The following is an 18,842-nucleotide window of genomic DNA, read 5'->3' as shown; positions in this document are numbered from 1 at the left end:
AGTTTCCTCTAAATATGAATAGAGAAGAGAAACGGATTATCAAGAAAGCAACTCTAGTGTTCTCCGCGTTTAAACATCGCGGATGACCTATGACGCCTGATAACGCGCTTCTCGCCAATACAAGCCCTGCACGGCGGCATGCCCGGGGTAAATTGCGCGAATTCGTGCGCTCTCGCGATGGGACGGCAGCGATCGAATTCGCTCTGCTTGCGATTCCCTATTTTCTGATCATCTTCGCCATTATCGAAACCTTTGTCGCCTTTACTGCGGAACAAGTCGTTTCGAACGCCGTCGATACTCTATCGCGTCAGATCAGAACCGGGCAGATTACTGCGGCTAATACCAGCTCGCAGCAATTCCGGCAGGCATTCTGCAATCAGATTTCCGTGCTCATTACGTGCTCATCTTCCGAACTACAGACGCCGACAAACCTCTACCTTGATGTGCAAAGCTATTCGAGCTTCGCATCCATGCCGACAACGATTCCCCGCAAATCCTCGACCGATCCCTATTCCGATCTCAGCACCACAGGTTTCGCCTTCACACCGGGCGGGGCCAAGTCGCTGAACATGGTGCGCGCCTACTATCGCTGGGGGATCATAACGGACCTGCTGCGCCCCTATCTGACCAACGTGCACCCGACCGACGGTTCGGCCTCGGTCTATCTCATCGTCGCAACGGCGGCCTTTCAGAACGAGAATTATCCGTGAGCAGGGCCGCAAACATGACCGCGAAAGAAAATGCGCCCTCGGGCATGTTGCGGCGATTCGCCCGCGACGAGCGCGGCGTGGGCGCCATCGAATTCGCCATTCTTTTTCCCGTATTGCTGATGCTCTATCTCGGTGCCTTCGAGCTTACCGTCGGCCTCAGCGCCTCGAAACGAGCCAGCCGTTCGGCCGGTTCGATCGCCGATATCGTCTCGCAGCAATCGTCGATCACAAAGTCCGTGCTTGCGACAATGCCCTCGGTAGCCGGCGCTATCTTCGCACCCTATGGCACCACCGGCCTGACGCTGAAGATCACCGGCATCACCATCGACGCTTCAGGCAAGGCGACAGTCGCATGGTCCTGGGCACAGGACGGAACTAGGCCATATACGGTTGGCTCGACGGTCACTTTGCCGGCCAACATGAACCAGGCAAGCACATTCCTCGTCCGCAGCGAACTTGCCCTCCCCTATCAGCTCCTCAGCTTTGGTGCCAATTTCCTGCCAAGCGGTACAAACCAGATCACCATCAGCCGACAATATTACTATCGCCAGCGCGTCGGCACTTCGATCAGCTGCAGCGATTGCTGAGAACGCCGCCGCAGAGAGGCGCCTGGCGGGGCTTCCAAACGGAAAATTGCCAAGTCGATGCCTCCGTTATATGGGTGACGTCCAATGACCCGGAAGACTTGCCGGGTGACGGTATTCTATCGGGTGATCTATGGCGCGCGCCTTTCTCTTCGTTCTGGATTCTTTCGGCGTGGGTGGCGGCCCCGATGCGGCAAGCTACGGGGATGAAGGCGCCGACACGCTTGGCCATATCGCGGAATTCTGCGCTGCGGGCGCGGCCGATCGAGCAGGCCTTCGCCAAGGCCCGTTGACATTGCCGATCCTGTCGGGCCTCGGCCTGCTGGAGATCGCCAAGGCGGCAACGGGCAACTATCCCGCCGGCATGCCTTTGCCGGAAAAACTCTATGGTCTCTATGGCTGCGCCAATGAGGTCTCCCACGGCAAGGACACACCTTCGGGCCATTGGGAGATCGCCGGTACGCCCGTCATGTTCGACTGGGGGTACTTTCCGGCCGAGGGCGATGCCTTTCCGCCGGAGCTGGTGAAGGCCATCTGCGAAGCCGCCGATCTGCCGGGGATTCTCGGCAATTGCCATGCCTCCGGCACGGATATCATCGCAAAGCTCGGCGAAGAGCACATCCGCAGCGGCAAGCCGATCTGCTATACCTCGTCCGACTCCGTCTTCCAGATTGCAGCACACGAACAGCATTTCGGCCTAGACCGGCTGATCGGCCTCTGCAAGATCGTACGCACGCTGCTCGATCCCTACAATATCGGCCGCGTCATCGCCCGCCCCTTCATCGGCGAGACGGTGGCGACATTCGAGCGAACCGGCAATCGTCGCGACTTTTCCGTTCTGCCGCCCGAGCCGACACTGCTCGACCGTCTGGTCAAGGCCGAACGCACGGTGCATGCCGTCGGCAAGATCGGCGATATCTTTGCCCATCAGGGCGTCTCCAGAGTCATCAAGGCCAATGGCAACATGGCGCTGATGGATGCGACGCTGAAGGCCATGGACGAAGCAGCGGACGGCGATCTTGTCTTCACCAATTTCGTCGATTTCGACATGGTCTATGGCCATCGCCGCGACGTGCCAGGCTATGCCGCAGCGCTCGAAGCCTTCGACGCGCGCCTGCCTGAGGTGCATAAGAAGCTGAAGGCCGGCGATCTCGTCATTCTGACCGCCGATCATGGCTGCGACCCGACTTGGCGCGGCACCGATCATACACGCGAGCGCGTGCCCGTCATGGCTTACGGACCGGGCATTCGTTCCCGATCCATCGGCGTCCGCCAGACCTATGCGGATATCGGCGAGACGGTTGCGAAACATTTGGGAATTGCGGCAGGACCGCACGGGAGGAGCTTCCTTTGACATCGCATTTGAAGAAGGTGGAGCTGCACTGCCATCTGGAGGGCGCGGCTCCACCGGCGTTGACCCTCGCACAAGCGGAGAAATACGGAGTCGACACCAGCGCCTTCCTCAAGGACGGCGTTTACCTCTGGAAGGATTTTGCCGAATTCCTCGTCTGCTACGACAAGGTTTCCGAGGTCTACCGCACCGAGGAAGACTATGCGCTGCTGACAGAAACCTATCTGGAAGAGCTTGCCGGCATCGGCACGATCTATAGCGAACTCATCGTCTCGCCCGACCATGGCGACCGCATCGGCCTCGGCGCCGACGCCTATATGGAAGGCGTCTCCGCCGGCATCCGTGCCACCAAGGCCAAGACCGGTATCGAAGCACGGCTGATCGTAACCGGCGAACGGCACTTCGGCCCGGAGCGCGTGGTGAAGGCGGCGGAGTATGCCGCCAAGAGCGACAATCCGCTGATAACAGGCTTCAACATGGCCGGCGAGGAGCGAATGGGCCGCGTCGCCGATTACGCCCGCGCCTTTGACATCGTCCGCGAAGCCGGCCTCGGCATCACCATCCATGCCGGCGAGGTCTGCGGCGCATTTAGCGTCGCCGACGCGGTGGATCTGGTGCGCCCGCAGCGTATCGGCCATGGCGTGCGCGCCATTGAGGATATGGATCTCGTCAGACGTCTTGCCGATCTCGGCACCGTTCTGGAAGTCTGCCCCGGTTCCAACGTCGCGCTGAAGGTTTTTCCGGATTTCCAGTCACATCCGCTGCGCAAGCTGCGCGACGCCGGCGTGAAGGTGACGATAAGTTCCGATGATCCGCCCTTCTTCCACACCTCGCTCGAGCGGGAATACGAGCTTGCGTCGTCAGCCTTCGGCTTCAGCGACGACGAGATCAATGCGATGACGCGCACGGCGATCAAGGCGGCGTTTGTGGACGAGGCGACACGGGCGGCGTTGCTATCAAAACTGTAAAATGAGGGTTTTGGCCGCAGATTGGGGATGAAATCTCCCAAAGTGGCCTATTTCCTTGCACCAGAGGCGATTTCCGTGGAAGAACCATCTTATACCGCGGAATTACTGGAAGGCTGAAACCATGGACGGCGTCACTGTCATCGATCACCCGCTTGTGCAACACAAGCTCACAATCATGCGCAAGAAAGACACGTCGACGGGAAGCTTCCGCCGGCTGCTGCGCGAGATTTCGACGCTGCTCTGTTACGAAGTGACGCGCGACCTCGAACTGACCATCGAGACCATCGAGACGCCGCTGCAGCCAATGGATGCGCCGATCCTCGAGGGCAAGAAGCTGGTCTTCGCCTCGATCCTGCGCGCCGGCAACGGCCTGCTCGAAGGCATGCTCGATCTCGTGCCCTCGGCCCGCGTCTCGCATATCGGCGTCTACCGCGATCATGAAACGCTGCAGCCGGTCGAATATTACTTCAAGGCGCCCGAGGATATCTCCGAGCGCCTGATCATCGTCGTCGATCCAATGCTCGCAACGGGCAATTCCTCGATTGCCGCGATCGAAAAGCTGAAGGAGCGCGGTGCGCACAACATCCGCTTCCTCTGCCTGCTGGCGGCTCCCGAAGGCATCGCCAATTTCCGCAAGGCGCATCCGGACGTTCCGGTGTTCACGGCCGCCATCGACAGCCACCTGAACGAAAAGGGCTACATCGTCCCCGGCCTCGGCGATGCCGGCGACCGCATGTACGGCACCAAGTAAACCCGCTCTAATACTTTTCAGGAAGCCCGGCAGTTATTCGACTGCCGGGCTTTTTATTGATTGCTTTAGCATCCTTTCAGCACTCTCGGCTTATAAATGGCATGGCCCGCAGGAGGGGCCTTGCCGATGTTCGTTCGCGTTCTTGCCTTTGCCGGTGTCATCGCCGTTGCGGCGACCCAGATGCCGATGCTGGTGAGCAGCTATGGCGAACATGCCGCGAAACCGGCGCCGGTCGAAGCGGTTTCGCTTGCTCCACCGAAGGCGGAAGCTCCCGTTTCCTATGGCAGCGTTCAGCTGCGCGCCAATGCGGGCGGCCACTATGAAGGCGATTTCACCATCAATGGCCGCTCTGTGCACGGGATGATCGATACCGGCGCGACCTATGTGGCAATGAACGAAAGCACCGCGCGCAGCCTCGGCTTCAGCGGCGTCGATCTCGACTATCGCTACACGGTCCAGACCGCGAATGGCACGTCAAAGGTCGCCCACATCAAACTCGACCGCCTGGAGATCGGCACGATCCGGGTCCGCGATATCGACGCCGTGGTGGCAAAGGATAACGCATTGAGCACAGCGCTGATCGGCATGAGCTTCATGACGAAGCTGAACTCCTATGGTGTTCAGAACGGCACATTGCTTCTGAAGCAATAGGATAGAAGGCCTTCCGGAGACTGCGAAGTGGCCGACTGGCGCCTTCAGATCAAATCCGTCTGAGAATGACAGGCGACAAAGCGGGCGCCGTATCCATGATGCGATAGTTAGCCGACAAAGCGACCGCGGCCTTTTGCGCGCTTGCCTCGTCGGCGGCGTGCACGGTGGCGATACGATCGCCCCTGCTCACCTTCGTTCCGAGTGGCAGAATGTCTGTGAAGCCGACGCGATGATCGATCTTGTCCTGCGGGCGGCGACGGCCGCCGCCGAGATCGATGACGCTCATGCCTATCTCCCGCGCATCACAGGCGCCAAGCAAGCCATCGGCGACAGCGAAAACGGGCTTCTGCACCGGCGCACTCGCCAGATAGCGATCCGGGTGTTCCAGCAGATCGGCGGGGCCGCCAAGGGCGTGCACCATACGGCCGAAGATCACTGCCGCCTTGCCTGAGGTCAGAGCCTCGCGCGCTCTTCTCTCCGCATCGGCAGCACTTGCGGCAATGCCGGCCTGAACGAGCATTTCAGCTGCGAAGGCCAGCACGACGGTCTCGAGCCGCGTGCCTGCCTTGTTGCCCTTCAGGAAATCCAGGCAGTTGCGAAGCTCGACCACATTGCCCGCCGCATCGGCCAGGGGCTGGTTCATGTCGGTAATGAGGGCCGAAGTCTTGACCCCGCCGCCATTGGCCACCTCCACCAGCGAGCGCGCCAGTGTCTCGGCTTCTTCCTGCGAGGTCATGAAGGCGCCGCTGCCGATCTTGACGTCGAGCACCAGCGTTTCCAGCCCCGCCGCCAGTTTCTTCGACAGAATGGAGGCGGTGATCAACGGTACGGAATCGACGGTCGCGGTGACATCGCGCACGGCATAGAGCTTGCCATCGGCGGGCGCCAGCGCGCCGGTCTGGCCGATGATGGCGCAGCCAACCTCATCGACCACCTTGCGGAAACGGGCGGCATCCGGCGTGATCCCGTAACCGGGAATGGATTCCAACTTGTCCAGCGTGCCGCCGGTGTGGCCGAGACCGCGACCCGAAATCATCGGCACGGCGAGGCCGCAGGCGGCGGCAATTGGGGCGAGCATCAGCGAAACGTTATCGCCGACGCCGCCAGTCGAATGCTTGTCGGCAATCGGCCTGTCGATGCCTTGCCAGGAGAGGGTATCGCCGGAGCGGGCCATGGCGAGCGTCAGCGCCACCGTTTCCTCCCGCGTCATGCCGCGAAACCAGACGGCCATGGCGAAGGCGCCGATCTGGCTTTCCGCCAGTTCGCCACGCCCTAATGCGCCGATAAACGCATCGATATCGGCGGCCGAGAGGGTGGCGCCGTTACGCTTCTGCCGGATGATCTCCTGCGGGATCATGGATCAATAGCCCGAAGACGCCGTCTTGGACTCACCGCCTGCCAGCACGTTCAGGATATCGTCGAGCAGGCTCGATGCACCGAAACGGAAGGTCGAAGGCATAGCCCAATCAGGTGTCATGATGGTCTCGGCAAGGCTGAGATACAGAGCCGCGTCGGAGACAGAGCCGATGCCGCCCGCCGGCTTGAAGCCGACGTTGCGACCGCTAGCACGGATGGCGCGCAGCATGATGTCAGCGGCTTCGAGCGTCGCGTTGACGGCGACCTTGCCGGTGGATGTCTTGATGAAGTCGGATCCGGCATCGATCGCGAGTTCCGATGCGCGCTGGATCAGTGCAACATCCTTAAGCTCGCCTGTTTCGAGGATCGTCTTCAGAAGGACCGGGCCTTTGCATTCGGCCTTCACCGCGGCAACCATATCGGTGACGGCCTGCTCATTGCCCGCCAGAAAGGCGCGATAGGGAATGACCAGATCGATCTCGTCGGCGCCATCGGCAATGGCTTCGCGCGCTTCGGCAGCGACATCGGCCACCTCCATATCGCCGGCCGGGAAATTCACCACGGTCGCGATCTTTATGGCATGATCGACACCGAGAATGCCGCGCGCCTGTGCGACGAAACGCGGCCAGATGCAGATGGCGGCCGTATTGCCATAGGGCGATTGCGCACGGGCGCACAGCGCCTCGATCTGAGCCGGGGTGCAGTCATCCTTGAGATTGGTGAGATCGAGAAGGGAAAGCGCAACGGCTGCCGTTTCTCTCAGCGAATGGCCGGTCATTGTGGATCTCCTTCGTCCGCGATCATTTCTTTCAGGATAGCGGCAAGCCGCGCGCCGCCGACCGGAGCCATGTCCTTCGTCTCCTCATGCGAGAGCTCGCCGCCGGTCATGCCAGCACCATAGTTAGTGATGACGGAGGCAGCGGCAACCCTCAAACCGAAAAGACGCGCCAGGATGACTTCCGGCACCGTCGACATGCCGACGGCATCGGCACCGAGGATGCGCGCCATGCGGATCTCGGCCGGCGTTTCGAAGCTCGGGCCGGAAAACCACATATAGACGCCATGTGACAGCTTGATCTCGGCCTTTTCCGCCGCCTTGCGCATGCGCATGATGAGGTCGAGGTCGTAGGCGCTGGTCATGCCGACGAAGCGTCTGTCGCTCTCCTCGCCGATCAGCGGGTTCATGCCGGAATAGTTGATGTGATCGGTTATCTGCATCACCGAGCCCGGTGGCATTTCTTCGCGCAGCGATCCGGCCGAGTTCGTCAGGATGAGCGTGTCGACGCCGAGTGCCTTCAAGGTCTCGATCGGCCCGCGCATGGCATTGGCGTCGCCCTTTTCGTAGTAATGCACCCGGCCGGAAAGCATGATGACGGGGACATCTCCGAGCTTGCCTGCGACCAGCGTGCCGGCATGGCCGGAGACGGCGCTGACCGGGAAGCCGGGCAGATCGGCATAGGGAATGCGCAGCGCGTCTTTGACCTCATCCACGAGAGAGCCGAGGCCGGAACCCAGGACGATGCCATAGCGCGGCTTCAACTCGCCGAGCTTCTCGGTGAGGATATCGACGGCCGCGCTCATCCGAGCACCTCCGTTTCGAAGCTGAAGGGCAACATTTCGTCCATGGTCATGGTCTTCTTCACGCCGGTTTCGTCGCAAAGATAGATGCGCGTCTCCTTGCTGGCAAATTCGGCGATCTTCTGCCGGCAGCCGCCGCAAGGCGGGCAGAGCGGCAGCTTCTCGGCGATGACGGCAATCTCGACGATCTTCTTGGCACCGCCCATGATCATCTGGCCGATTGCCGTCGGTTCGGCGCACCAGCCCTGCGGGAAGGACAGGTTCTCGATATTGGCGCCGGTATAGATCTTGCCGTCCTCCGCACGGATCGCCGCGCCAACGGGAAACTTCGAATAGGGAGCATGCGCGAACGCCATCGCGCTGCGCGCAGCCTCGAACAGATCATGCGACATAGACTAGCGCTCCTTGGTATAGGGCACGCCACCGGCCTTCGGAGGCTTGGCGACACCGATAAAGCCTGCAAGCAGGATGCAGGTGAGGATATAGGGCAGCGCCTGGAAAATCTGTACCGGCACCTCGCCGATGCCCGGAACCGCCTTGCCCTGCATAAAATTGGCGAAGGCATCAAGGAAGCCGAACAGAAGGCAGGTGAACATGACCGGCACCGGCTTCCATTTTGCGAAGATCAGTGCGGCAAGCGCGATATAGCCCTTGCCCGCCGACATGTTGTTGATGAAGGCAGCCGATTGGGCGATGGCGAGGTAGGTGCCGGAGAAGCCGCAGAGAATGCCGGCTGCTATTAGCGAGCGATAACGCAGCCATTCGACCGAGATGCCGGCGGTATCGACGGCGCCGGGATTTTCGCCGACGGCACGCAGCCGCAGACCGAAACGGGTGCGATAAAGAATCCACCAGGAAATCGGCACCGTCAGGAAGGCCAAATAAGTCAGGATATTGTTGCCGGAGATGACATTCGCATAGAGCGGCCCGATGAACGGAACGTCGCGAAGGGCATCAGCGCCCGGCAGGGTGATGCCGGAAAAACGTGCAGTGGCAGGCAAAGTGGGCGTACGGCCACCCTGACCGAACCAGGCTTGACCGAGAACGATGGTCAGGCCAGCCATCAGGAAGTTGATCGCGACGCCCGAGACGATCTGATTGCCGCGATTGGTGATCGATGCGAAACCGTGCAGCAGGCCGACGACGACAGAGACGACAATGCCCGCGCCAAGGCCGGCCCAGGGTGAGCCGCTGATCGAGGCGACGCAGGCGGCAGCAAAAGCCGAGGCCAGCATCTTGCCTTCAAGGCCGATATCGAAGATGCCGGCGCGCTCGGAAAACAGGCCCGCCAGCGCCGTGAAGATCAACGGAATCGACAGGCGGATCGTCGAACCAAGTATGCTGATGAGAAGATCATAATAGTCCATCGTCCGATCCTCACGTCCTGGCGAATGTCTGGTAGATGCGCACAAGCGCAGGTCGGAACATATATTCGAGAGCACCGGCAAACAGGATGACGAGACCCTGGATCACCACGATCATGTCGCGCGTGATGTTCGGCATGTCGAAGGAGAGCGCGTCGCCGCCCTGATAGAGAATGCCGAACAGGATCGCCGCCACGATGATGCCAAGCGGATGATTGCGGCCCATCAGCGACACGGCGATGCCGACGAAGCCCGCACCGAGCACGAACTCGACCTGCAGGCGCGCGGATGCGCCCATGACGGGATTGAGCGCCATCATGCCGGCAAGGCCGCCGGAAAGCAGCATGGCGATAACGACCGTGCGGGCATAGGGAATGCCAGCATAGACCGCAGCGGTCGGGCTGAGGCCCAGCGTGCGCATTTCATAGCCGAGCTTGGTGCGCCAGACGAGCACCCATACCAGGAAGCACATAACCAGCGCGATCAGGAATGAGACGTTGAGCGGCGCCGCACCGATGGTCGAGCCGAACAGATCCATCAACCAGCCGAGCTTCGGCAGCTGACCGCCCTCCAGAAAGGTGCGGGTTTCAGGGGCCATCTTGCCCGGAACGATCAGTATATGCACCAGCAGGAAGTTCATCATCGCCGATGCGATGAAATTGAACATGATCGTGGTGATGACGACGTGGCTGCCCCGCTTGGCTTGCAGCCAGGCAGGAATGAAGGCCCAAAGCGCCCCGAAGATCGCCGCGCCGATGACGGCAAAGGGCATCGTCACATACCAGGGCACATAATGGTCGAGGGTCAGCGCCACCAGGGCGCAGCCAAGACCGCCGACATAGGCCTGGCCTTCCGACCCGATATTGAAAAGGCCGGCATGGATGGCGACGGCGACCGACAGGCCGGTGAAGATAAAGCTCGTCGCATAATACAGCGTGAAGCCGATGCCTTCGCCGCTGCCAAGCGCGCCCTGCAGCAGCAGGATAAGGGCATCGAGCGGGCTCTCGCCGATGAACCAGACGACGAGGCCGGAGATCAGGAAGGCAACAATGAGATTGAGAAGGGGGATCAGACCGTAGGTGATCCAATTGGGGAGCGGAACGGAAGCCGTGCTCATATACGCCTCACGCGGCAATGCCGGCCATCATCAGGCCGAGTGTTTGTTCACCGGCCTCAGCCGACTTCTCACCGACGATATGGCCGGCGAACATGACGAGGATACGGTCCGAAAGCGCACGGATCTCATCCAGCTCCACCGAAACCAGCAGGATGGCCTTACCGGCGTCGCGCATCTCGATGATGCGGCGATGGATGAATTCGATGGCGCCGATATCGACGCCGCGCGTCGGCTGGCCGATCAGCAGAGCCTTCGGATCGCGCTCGATCTCACGGGCGACGACGATCTTCTGCTGGTTGCCGCCGGAAAAATTGGCTGTTTTCAGCCGCGCGTTTGGCGGGCGGATATCGTATTTCTCGATCTTCTCGATGGCATCCTTGCGCATGGCATCGAGATCGAGCATGCCGCCGCGCCCGTATTTGCGGTCGCGGTGATAGCCGAGCATGGAATTCTCATACTCCTCGAACTTTAGGACGAGGCCCATGTGATGGCGATCTTCCGGAATATGGGCAAGGCCAAGATCGCGGAGTGCTGCGGGATCGGCGTTGCCGATCGGCTTGCCATGGAGCAGGATCTCGCCCGAAGCCGGCTTGCGGATACCGGCGATCGCCTCCAGCAGTTCGGACTGGCCGTTGCCGGCAACGCCGGCAATACCGACGATTTCGCCAGCGCGGACATCGAAGGAGACATTGTCAACCATGGTGACGCCACGGCCGTCCTTGACGGTGAGGTTGCGCACCGAGAGCAGAATCTCGCCCGGATTGGGTTCACCCTTCTCCACGCGCAGCAGCACGCGGCGGCCAACCATCAGTTCGGCCAGTTCCTCGACGGTAGTTTCCGCCGTCTTGCGCGTGGCCACCATCTCGCCGCGGCGCATGACCGACACCGTATCGGTGATCGCCATGATCTCGCGCAGCTTATGGGTGATGAGGATGATCGTCTTGCCCTGATCGCGAAGGACGCGAAGGATGCGGAAAAGATTGTCCGCTTCCGCCGGCGTCAAGACGCCGGTGGGCTCATCGAGGATGAGGATCTCGGCGCCGCGATACATCGCCTTCAGGATCTCGACGCGTTGCTGCTGACCGACGGGGAGCTCTTCGATCAACGCATCCGGATCGACTTCCAGGCCATAATCCTTTTCCAGCCGGTTGAGCTCGGCGCGTGCGGCCGCTACCCCCTTTGCGAGAAGCGCGCCGCCTTCGGCGCCCAGCATGACGTTTTCAAGGACGGTAAAATTGTCGACCAGCATGAAATGCTGGTGCACCATCCCGATACCGGATGCGATTGCCGTCTGGCTGTCGCGGATGGCGATGGGATTGCCGTTGATGCGGATTTCGCCGCTGTCGGCCTGATAGAATCCGTAGATGATCGACATGAGAGTCGATTTCCCGGCACCGTTTTCGCCGATGATCCCGTGGATCGAGCCCTTGGCGACGGTCAGGTTGATATCTTTATTGGCGTGGACAGCACCGAACTTCTTGTCGATGCCCACGAGCTCGATGGCAGAGATTTGGCTCACTATAGGGGCTCCAGAAACCGGTTTCCGGATAAGAAAAGGGCGTATGACGTTTTTGTCCCGTCATACGCCCTTATTTCATATCAGTTCTTCGGGCAGGCGTTGTCGGTCAGATAATCGTGGACCTTGATGGTGCCAGCGACGATATCGGTCCGGGCCTTGTCGACGGCAGCCTGCATTTCCGGAGTGACGAGCGACTTGTTGTTGTCGTCCATAGCGACGGCAACGCCGTCTTCCTTCAGGCCGAGCTCCTGCGTACCAGGCGTGAACTTGCCGTTCTTGGCGTCGCTGAAGGCATTGTAAACGGCCAGATCGACGCGCTTGACGACAGAGGTCAGAACGGAACCCGGATGCAGGTAGTTCTGGTTCGAGTCGACGCCGATCGACAGCTTCTTGTTGTCGGCGGCGGTCTGCAGCACGCCGAGGCCGGTTGCGCCGGCAGCCGCGTAGACAACGTCTGCGCCCTGGTCGATCTGGTTCTTGGTGAGTTCCCCGCCGCGAACCGGGTCATTCCAGGCAGCGCCGGTGGTGCCGGTCATGTTCTGGAAAACTTCGATCTTCGCATTGGTGGCACGCGCACCGAGCTCGTAGCCGCATTCGAACTTGCGGATCAGCGGAATGTCCATGCCGCCGACGAAACCGATCTTGCCGGACTTCGAGGCAATGGCAGCCATGACGCCGGCGAGATAGGAGCCCTCGTTTTCCTTGAACTTGACCGAGCGGACGTTCGGCAGGTCAAGGCTGTCGTCGATCAGGACGAATTCGGTCTTCGGATATTCGGCAGCAACCTTCTGAAGTGCCGAGGTCCATGCGAAAGAAACAGCGATAACCGGATTGAAGCCCTTGCTCGCGAAGTTGCGCAGCGCCTGTTCGCCCTGGGTGTCGCCCGTCGGCTCGAAGTCGCGGTAAGCGATGCCGGTTTCCTTCTTGAATTTTTCGGCGCCGTTATATGCAGCTTCGTTGAAGGATTTGTCGAACTTGCCGCCGGTTCCGTAAACGATTGCCGGCTTGATATCGGCCGCAAGCGCCGTTGCCGACATGGCAGCCAGGGCGAAAAGGGTCAAAAGGGATTTTTTCATGTGGTGCAGCCCTATTGTTTCTATCTTGTTGGGTCCTCCCGCAAGCCCGTTGACCGGGCAAGTCTGCGGAACCGCCGACCTCCCCGAGGCCAAGCTGGCGCGCATCCTTGCATGGCTGCATGAAAAATTCACGAGAAATTTTTCAGTTGGTAAAGATTTGTGGGAATTGGTGAAAACCCATCCAAACGACCCTTTTTTTAAACAATTTCGGGCCAAAACTGCAATTTTATTGGTCAGAACAGCTGCCAGTCAGCACCTCGCAATCGCCCCTTTTGCTCCCCACAGCATAGCTGCAAGCCCATCGCCAGACATTCTCCGACGTCACCAAAATCCCCAAATGGCACAGAGCGAAACGCAGCCCCTTTCAGGCGCTGAAGCGTCCGGCTGCGGGCTGACGCTTGTAGGCGATCACCCACAGAAGCAGCGAGATCACTAGAAAGACCGCAAAGGCCGGCTGAAACAGCAGCCATTGCATCGCCAAGTCATAGAAGCGAGGATGAACATAATAGGCGATGGTCGAGCGAAGGCTTGCCAGCGATGAAGGGCTGACATCGTTCCACGCATCACCCATCGGGGTCATGACCACGGCGGAAGCCGCCACGGATTGAATGGAATCGATGGTGCCGGCGATCACAGCCACCACCAGCGCGACAAGGCTGGTAAAACGCAACAGGAAACGCATAAACTCCTCCCGATACTCAACTACGTCACGCCTTTGCGGGCCGACTGGTCTTATGCCGCCTCATCCATTTCTTTAGATAAGTGGAGCGCGAAATAAGCGCAATGGGGATGAGACGCAGAGTTTTTTGTCCAGAAGTCAAAAAACTGTCAGATTCGGGTTGATCCTAGAAAATTCATCGGTATATATCGCGCCGTTCCCACAATAGCTCCTTTATCGGATGCGAAAGTGCAGATGGACAGGTGGCCGAGTGGTTTAAGGCGCACGCCTGGAACGCGTGTGTGCGTGAAAGCGTACCGTGGGTTCGAATCCCACCTTGTCCGCCATTCTCTTCATTAAGACTTTGATTTTCCATATTATTCGCCTTTCCTTTGTCCAACTTTTTGCTTTGGTTGGACAGATTTCGTTCTGGTTTTCGTCCCACCGATGGCCTTGAGACCCTTCTCCGCAAGAGCGGCCTGATTGGCTGCGGCGGTGTAGATGGATACTTGTTTGAGATTGGTGTGGCCGGTAACGGCCTTGATTACATCGCCGCTCATGCCGCCCTCTGCCATCCGGCGGGCGGCCGCTTTGCGGAGACCATGAGCAGTGCAGTGCGGCAAATCGGCTTCGTTGCAACGGTCCCGAAACCAGTTCCCAAAACCGGCTGGCGTAAACGGCTTGCCAAATTCCGTAGTCAGGAACGTCGGCTTGTCGCGCGGGAGGGCGCGAATTGCGTCCGTCAGAGTAGGAAGCATATAGAGGTCGAGCTCAACGTCGGTTTTAACCTGCTTGACCTGAATGTATTTGCCCTTGAGCTTTTCCCATCCCATCACAACCACATCACTGCGGCGCTGCGCAGTGTAAAGCAGAAGAACAAGTGCTAGGCGCGCCTTGCTTCCTTCCGGGTGCTGCGCCTCATAGGCGGCAATTTCCGCTTCAGTCCACGTGTGAAATCCCTTTGTCTTCTTCTTAAAGCCTTTAATTCCCTGTGCAGGGTTCGCGGCGATCCAGCGATTATCAAGCGCGTGGTCGAGCAAAATCTTAAGCAGTGAGAGCAGGCGATTTGCCGCCTGTGGGCGATCCGCCATATCACCGATGAGCGCTTTCAAGTGGTCACGGCGAAGATCACGCATGACGCGCTTGCCATGCTGCTCGCGGAACTTCTCGATGATACGGCGATAAGTCTGCTTCGTGCTATCGCGAAGGCCCTGAAACTCCGGCGACCGGTAATAGGAAACCGCCAGGGCATCGAAGGTTCCGGCTTTAGTACGGCTTGCACCTATGTTTGCGCGCCACTCCGTGACACCTGCAAGTGCTTCCCCATACGCCTTTTCAAATTCGGCACCGGAAGGCGGGTAAGGGAGATAAGTATCTACGCCCTTTGCACGGAAGCGGATGCGCCGCTTCTTATGCCGGTCGATAACCAGCGAGCAATGCTTTGGCAGGCCGTTCCGGCGCTTCCCTTTCATTTCAGCACTTCATCCCAAGAGTTTTCAGAAGCCGTGCGTGCCTGTTCTGCAAACGATGCGAGAGCCTCAATGCGGCCATCGGGATGAATGGTAATTTTTGCGTTCTCGAAGCCAGCTTCGAGCGCAGCCTTGAAGAGGCGCTTTGCATCGTTCTGGCGAATTTTTGAAGACTGGACCATTCACTTACCCTCATTGGTGGAGCAGGCGGCTCCGTCGCTTGAGCCGCCCGCAGCGCTGCTTACTTCACGCCGGGATTGAAGTAGGCCGCACGCCATTCGAAGACGCCGCAACCGAAGTCGAGAATGCAGCGGAAGGACGTGCCAAGCACATCCCAGCCTTCCTTGCTTTCGAGCTGCGGGCCCTCAAAATCTTGCAGGTAGCCATGCATGAGGGCCGGGCGGGTGGCCGGATCGGCAAACAGATACCAGCCAGGGCCTTCGAAGCGATTTTCTACCATCACGCGGAGCTTGCCGGCGAATGGGTTAGCCTCAGATTGATTGGTCGCGTTGATCTGCGTGACGACCTTTTCCGCTTCGGTTTCTTTTTCCGGGCCGACAAGCAGGACAGCCGGAACAACGCCCGCTGTACCCGTGCCGTTTACGTTCTTGTGAAGACGCATGGCCTTGCGAGCATCAGAGAGCGCATCAATGGTAATCGCGGAACCGACGCTTGCGAGATTGTTGCGACTGGCATGGAACAGAGGCAGGTCGTCAGAGAGCGTCATGCCCTTGTGATCGTTAGCGGTCAGCAAGCTTGCGAAGAGATCGCCTTCCGTTTCCGCCGCTGACTGTGCGAATGCACCAAGGAAATCGATGAAAGCACTGAGATCGTCGTTTACCAGCGCATTGCGGCTGATGTTGAACAGGCGAGCATAGGTTTCGACCTTGAGGCCAAGGCTATCCTCGTTCAGCGAACCGGCGCTAATTTCGCCACTCTCCAGAACCTTCTTCAGCTTCGGAGCTTCGCCCGGACGAATGAAGCTCTGTTGACGGAAGTCACGGGCATTGCGCTTGGTGGACAGCGACTTGAGCGGGCTGGTCAGCGGCTCATAACGCTGCAAGAGCGCGCGATTGCCAGCGGCCTGCAACAGCATCGGAAAATCGGAGGTGGTGTGCATCCCACGAGCGTAGAAGCCACCGACCGACCGACCCGAGATCAAGGTATCCGCAATGCGGACATCATCCATGCCGCGCGTCGAGACGCCGCGCTCTTCGAGCCAATGGCGACCGATTTCTACTGTGGAGCGACCTGCGAGGGGATTGGCCTGTATCGAAGGGTTCGCACCGAGACGGACAGCAAGCGCATCGATCACCGCACTCTCAACCTCATTGGCGCGGTGGCCTTGGCCGGAAAACTGGTCGAGGCCCATGCGAGAATCTACTGAGATCGAGAGATCATGTTCAGCCAAGCGCTCGAATAGGGCGGCGCGCAGGGCATCGATCGACCCGTTGCTGCGGGACATGATCTTATCAAAGTCCCCATCAGAGATACCGCTGTGAGCGGCATAGTTGCGCATTTCGATGATGGAGCGCATGCCATCCACCGAAAACGAACGCTGACGGGCATTCTCATGGCCGTCATCATCGCCGTGGTGGCCGGCTTCAATGTCGTCTTCCAGAATTTCATTTTGAACGCGCGCTACAGAGCTGCGCGCGAATGCGGGCTTCTTAGCCATTTTGACTTTTCCTCGAATGGTAGCGTTGGGATCAGCCGGAACCGAGACAAGAGAAAGCTCCATCGGCTCCCAGCGGGTTACGGTGATGAGCGGCGCGCCGTCGCGCGACGTGGATTCTTCAATTTTGTGGATGCGATAACCGACGCTGACCTTGTGCAACATGCCGTCACGAACGAGCGCGAAGGCAGCATCGCCTCGCTCATTGTTGGCGAAAGCGATCTTCACCATGAGATTTCGACCCTCGAAGCGGCTTTCGACAACCTGCCCCAAGATCGAAAGGACGCTGGAGCTGTTGTGGCTGTCGATGACGGGAAGCCCTTGTAAGCGATCCGCAATGACTGCCGCCTTGGCGCAACGCAGAACCTCGTCACCGAAAGCGCGGCGAACCGGCGTTTCCGTTGCCGCGACCGCCCAAACCGTGCGGTCATCCGTATTCAGCGTCTCGGAGCGGAAACCGCCGAAGCGACGCAGATCACTATCGACATTGTCCTTGCGCAGTGTGTTCGGCATTTTAGCCCTCGTCAGCTTCACGCAGCGCCTTCACGACACGACGGGCAATGGCGCTAACGTTGACCGAAAGAACGGCTTCAGCGGGTTCTTTGGTCAGTACGTCGGTAGCTTCGAAAGCGGTGGCGACATGGGCTTTCCACTGGTCGAGCCTCAAGAACAGCAAGTTGCCCCACCCTGCGCCGTCCTCAGAACCGCCGTTGCCATCGACAAGGCAGAAGATGCAATCCGGCTCGTCGGCATTAAAGAATACGGCTGCGATGGTGTTTTTCACATCTTCCGAACCAGCAACGATGTTGAACGCTTGCTGCAGATCGATACCGAAGCGGGAGAGGTAAAGGGCCATCCCCATCATGCAGGCTTCGCGCACATCGTAACGGCGGCGAGAGCGCGGATTGTCCTCGCCGCCTTCGATGACCGTTCCAAAGTTGCAGATACCACGGTCGCGCCACATGCGGACTGTGCCCGGACCAACGCCGATAGCTTCTGCTACAGCGCCTGCGAAATAAATCGTCTTAAACTTTTCCATTGAATCACCTCATTTGGTTACGTGTGTGACTATAAGCACGAACTGGTACTTTCGTCAATTTAGTAACAAGTGTGACTCAATAACTATTGTCGCCTGAGAACGAGCGCAACAGCTTTGACGCGTAGTCCGAGGCTACGCCGCACAAATACTCGTTGTTCAGAAACAGATTAGCCTTGCGGTGGATATCCACCAACGAAGCACACGGGTACGAAGCGAGGGCCAAAAGTGCATTCCCTTCCGTGTCAGCTTCAGGCGTATCGGTGGGAATAGCGCCACCCTTTTCGGTATCAATCCATGCGGCGTGCGCAGTCTTCCACGCAGAAATGCAATCTTCGAGACCGGATGCGTTGTCGGCCTTAGCGGCGGCGCGCATTTCATGAGAGAGCTGCAGAAGCTCTTCTGAAAGCTCGGTTGCGATGCGGTCGGCGCGGGTTGCACGCTCCACCATGTCGCTCGTCATGAAGTCGATGTGTCTGCGTTCGCGGCCATCGATCTGGTAGTAATCATCGGCCCAAACCGCCTTGATATGATCGCTTGCCTTTCGTCCCGGAAAAAGGACGTCAACGATATGGCTTGTCGCAATTTCAGCAGCGCAAAGCGTATCCTGTGTTTCCCCAGTAAGGCAGTCTAGCCGGGTGGCAAGTTTGGAAAGTCGGTCGAGGGCGGTCGCTTGATCGATGTTTTCGGTCGTACGTTTTGCCTGCATTTAATGTACCTTTCGTCGAGGTAGAAGCCGACCCGGCTCCCTACGCCGTTACGTCAACTTTTTTCGTTTCGTCCTCCGCGTACGTGCGGTTCAGGTGAAACACGATTTCAGCATTCATTGACCGGAAATTGCGCTCTGCAGCTTCCTTGATGCGATTTCGCAACCCTTCAGGAAGACGAAGCATAAACTTGTCAGGCGTTTCGCGAATCATAATAGCTCCCCATGATGTCCAAAGGACTTCATTGTTATGTCCTAAGGACACTATTGCAG

At 59.1% G+C, this 18,842-nt stretch carries 21 protein-coding genes and 1 tRNA gene; 7 read left to right on the top strand and 15 right to left on the bottom strand.

Annotation, left to right across the window (positions count from 1 at the left end; genetic code table 11):
* Positions 1-89 precede the first annotated feature (89 nt).
* The 6 genes from FHX05_RS08390 (at position 90) to FHX05_RS08365 (ending at position 5,015) form a co-directional block, all read left to right on the top strand.
* A complete protein-coding gene (locus FHX05_RS08390; RefSeq protein WP_183871281.1) occupies positions 90-710 on the top strand; it encodes a TadE/TadG family type IV pilus assembly protein in 621 nt (206 codons plus the stop codon).
* Positions 711-724: 14 nt separating this feature from the next.
* Positions 725-1,297: a TadE/TadG family type IV pilus assembly protein gene (locus FHX05_RS08385; protein ID WP_112338550.1), complete on the top strand. Its 573-nt coding sequence runs from the start codon at positions 725-727 to the stop codon at positions 1,295-1,297.
* Between the two features lie 130 nt (positions 1,298-1,427).
* Positions 1,428-2,648 carry a phosphopentomutase gene (locus FHX05_RS08380; RefSeq protein ID WP_183871280.1) on the top strand — a complete coding sequence of 407 codons (1,221 nt, stop codon included), beginning with the start codon at positions 1,428-1,430 and terminating at the stop codon, positions 2,646-2,648.
* Entirely contained in the window at positions 2,645-3,613 is a 969-nt protein-coding gene (locus tag FHX05_RS08375; RefSeq protein WP_183871279.1) for an adenosine deaminase, read from the top strand. The genes FHX05_RS08380 and FHX05_RS08375 overlap by 4 nt, the downstream gene beginning before the upstream one ends.
* Before the next feature lie 121 nt (positions 3,614-3,734).
* The gene (upp, locus tag FHX05_RS08370; RefSeq protein ID WP_015338410.1) at positions 3,735-4,364 is read left to right on the top strand and encodes a uracil phosphoribosyltransferase; all 630 of its coding nucleotides are present in this window, start codon (positions 3,735-3,737) and stop codon (positions 4,362-4,364) included.
* 126 nt (positions 4,365-4,490) lie between these two features.
* Positions 4,491-5,015 (top strand): TIGR02281 family clan AA aspartic protease, encoded by a 525-nt coding sequence (locus tag FHX05_RS08365; RefSeq protein WP_183871278.1) that lies wholly within the window; start codon positions 4,491-4,493, stop codon positions 5,013-5,015.
* A 49-nt stretch (positions 5,016-5,064) separates the two neighbouring features.
* Here the strand turns inward: FHX05_RS08365 and deoA are convergent, their stop codons facing one another.
* The 9 genes from deoA to FHX05_RS08320 all read right to left on the bottom strand — a co-directional run bounded on the left by deoA (position 5,065) and on the right by FHX05_RS08320 (position 13,707).
* Positions 5,065-6,372 carry a thymidine phosphorylase gene (gene deoA, locus FHX05_RS08360; RefSeq protein WP_183871277.1) on the bottom strand — a complete coding sequence of 436 codons (1,308 nt, stop codon included), beginning with the start codon at positions 6,370-6,372 and terminating at the stop codon, positions 5,065-5,067.
* A gap of 3 nt (positions 6,373-6,375) precedes the next feature.
* A complete protein-coding gene (deoC, locus tag FHX05_RS08355; protein ID WP_112338444.1) occupies positions 6,376-7,149 on the bottom strand; it encodes a deoxyribose-phosphate aldolase in 774 nt (257 codons plus the stop codon).
* The gene (locus tag FHX05_RS08350; protein WP_112610778.1) at positions 7,146-7,952 is read right to left on the bottom strand and encodes a purine-nucleoside phosphorylase; all 807 of its coding nucleotides are present in this window, start codon (positions 7,950-7,952) and stop codon (positions 7,146-7,148) included. The genes deoC and FHX05_RS08350 overlap by 4 nt, the downstream gene beginning before the upstream one ends.
* Positions 7,949-8,341 (bottom strand): cytidine deaminase, encoded by a 393-nt coding sequence (locus FHX05_RS08345; RefSeq protein WP_112412774.1) that lies wholly within the window; start codon positions 8,339-8,341, stop codon positions 7,949-7,951. Before FHX05_RS08345 ends, FHX05_RS08350 begins: the two co-directional genes overlap by 4 nt.
* A gap of 3 nt (positions 8,342-8,344) precedes the next feature.
* Positions 8,345-9,316, bottom strand: coding sequence for an ABC transporter permease (locus FHX05_RS08340; RefSeq protein ID WP_112414860.1), 972 nt, complete (start codon positions 9,314-9,316; stop codon positions 8,345-8,347).
* Between the two features lie 10 nt (positions 9,317-9,326).
* Positions 9,327-10,430, bottom strand: coding sequence for an ABC transporter permease (locus FHX05_RS08335; RefSeq protein WP_112610776.1), 1,104 nt, complete (start codon positions 10,428-10,430; stop codon positions 9,327-9,329).
* Between the two features lie 7 nt (positions 10,431-10,437).
* Positions 10,438-11,949, bottom strand: a complete 1,512-nt coding sequence (locus FHX05_RS08330) for an ABC transporter ATP-binding protein (protein ID WP_112399443.1) — start codon at positions 11,947-11,949, stop codon at positions 10,438-10,440.
* Positions 11,950-12,029: 80 nt separating this feature from the next.
* Complete coding sequence (locus FHX05_RS08325) at positions 12,030-13,025, bottom strand: BMP family ABC transporter substrate-binding protein (RefSeq protein ID WP_041677159.1); 996 nt, start codon at positions 13,023-13,025, stop codon at positions 12,030-12,032.
* 364 nt (positions 13,026-13,389) lie between these two features.
* Positions 13,390-13,707 (bottom strand): hypothetical protein, encoded by a 318-nt coding sequence (locus tag FHX05_RS08320; RefSeq protein ID WP_112412776.1) that lies wholly within the window; start codon positions 13,705-13,707, stop codon positions 13,390-13,392.
* 233 nt (positions 13,708-13,940) lie between these two features.
* Between FHX05_RS08320 and FHX05_RS08315 the strand changes: the two genes are divergently transcribed.
* Positions 13,941-14,030: transfer RNA gene (locus tag FHX05_RS08315), tRNA-Ser, on the top strand.
* A gap of 30 nt (positions 14,031-14,060) precedes the next feature.
* On the opposite strand, the gene FHX05_RS08310 is transcribed toward FHX05_RS08315, so the two are convergent.
* The 6 genes from FHX05_RS08310 to FHX05_RS08285 form a co-directional block, all read right to left on the bottom strand.
* Positions 14,061-15,155, bottom strand: coding sequence for a tyrosine-type recombinase/integrase (locus FHX05_RS08310; protein ID WP_183871276.1), 1,095 nt, complete (start codon positions 15,153-15,155; stop codon positions 14,061-14,063).
* On the bottom strand, positions 15,152-15,334 hold the full coding sequence (locus tag FHX05_RS08305) for a hypothetical protein (protein WP_183871275.1): 183 nt from the start codon (positions 15,332-15,334) through the stop codon (positions 15,152-15,154). Before FHX05_RS08305 ends, FHX05_RS08310 begins: the two co-directional genes overlap by 4 nt.
* Before the next feature lie 59 nt (positions 15,335-15,393).
* A complete protein-coding gene (locus FHX05_RS08300) occupies positions 15,394-17,340 on the bottom strand; it encodes a prohead protease/major capsid protein fusion protein (RefSeq protein ID WP_183871274.1) in 1,947 nt (648 codons plus the stop codon).
* 1 nt (position 17,341) lies between these two features.
* Positions 17,342-17,866 (bottom strand): MerR family transcriptional regulator, encoded by a 525-nt coding sequence (locus FHX05_RS08295; protein WP_183871273.1) that lies wholly within the window; start codon positions 17,864-17,866, stop codon positions 17,342-17,344.
* 76 nt (positions 17,867-17,942) lie between these two features.
* Entirely contained in the window at positions 17,943-18,572 is a 630-nt protein-coding gene (locus tag FHX05_RS08290; RefSeq protein ID WP_183871272.1) for a hypothetical protein, read from the bottom strand.
* A 40-nt stretch (positions 18,573-18,612) separates the two neighbouring features.
* Entirely contained in the window at positions 18,613-18,783 is a 171-nt protein-coding gene (locus FHX05_RS08285; RefSeq protein WP_183871271.1) for an Arc family DNA-binding protein, read from the bottom strand.
* Positions 18,784-18,842: the final 59 nt, after the last annotated feature.

The sequence above is a fragment of the Rhizobium sp. BK491 genome, assembly GCF_014194925.1.
Taxonomy (GTDB): Bacteria; Pseudomonadota; Alphaproteobacteria; order Rhizobiales; family Rhizobiaceae; genus Rhizobium.
Note: the sequence above shows the minus strand (reverse complement) of the source record. Positions and strands in the feature narration are given on the sequence as shown.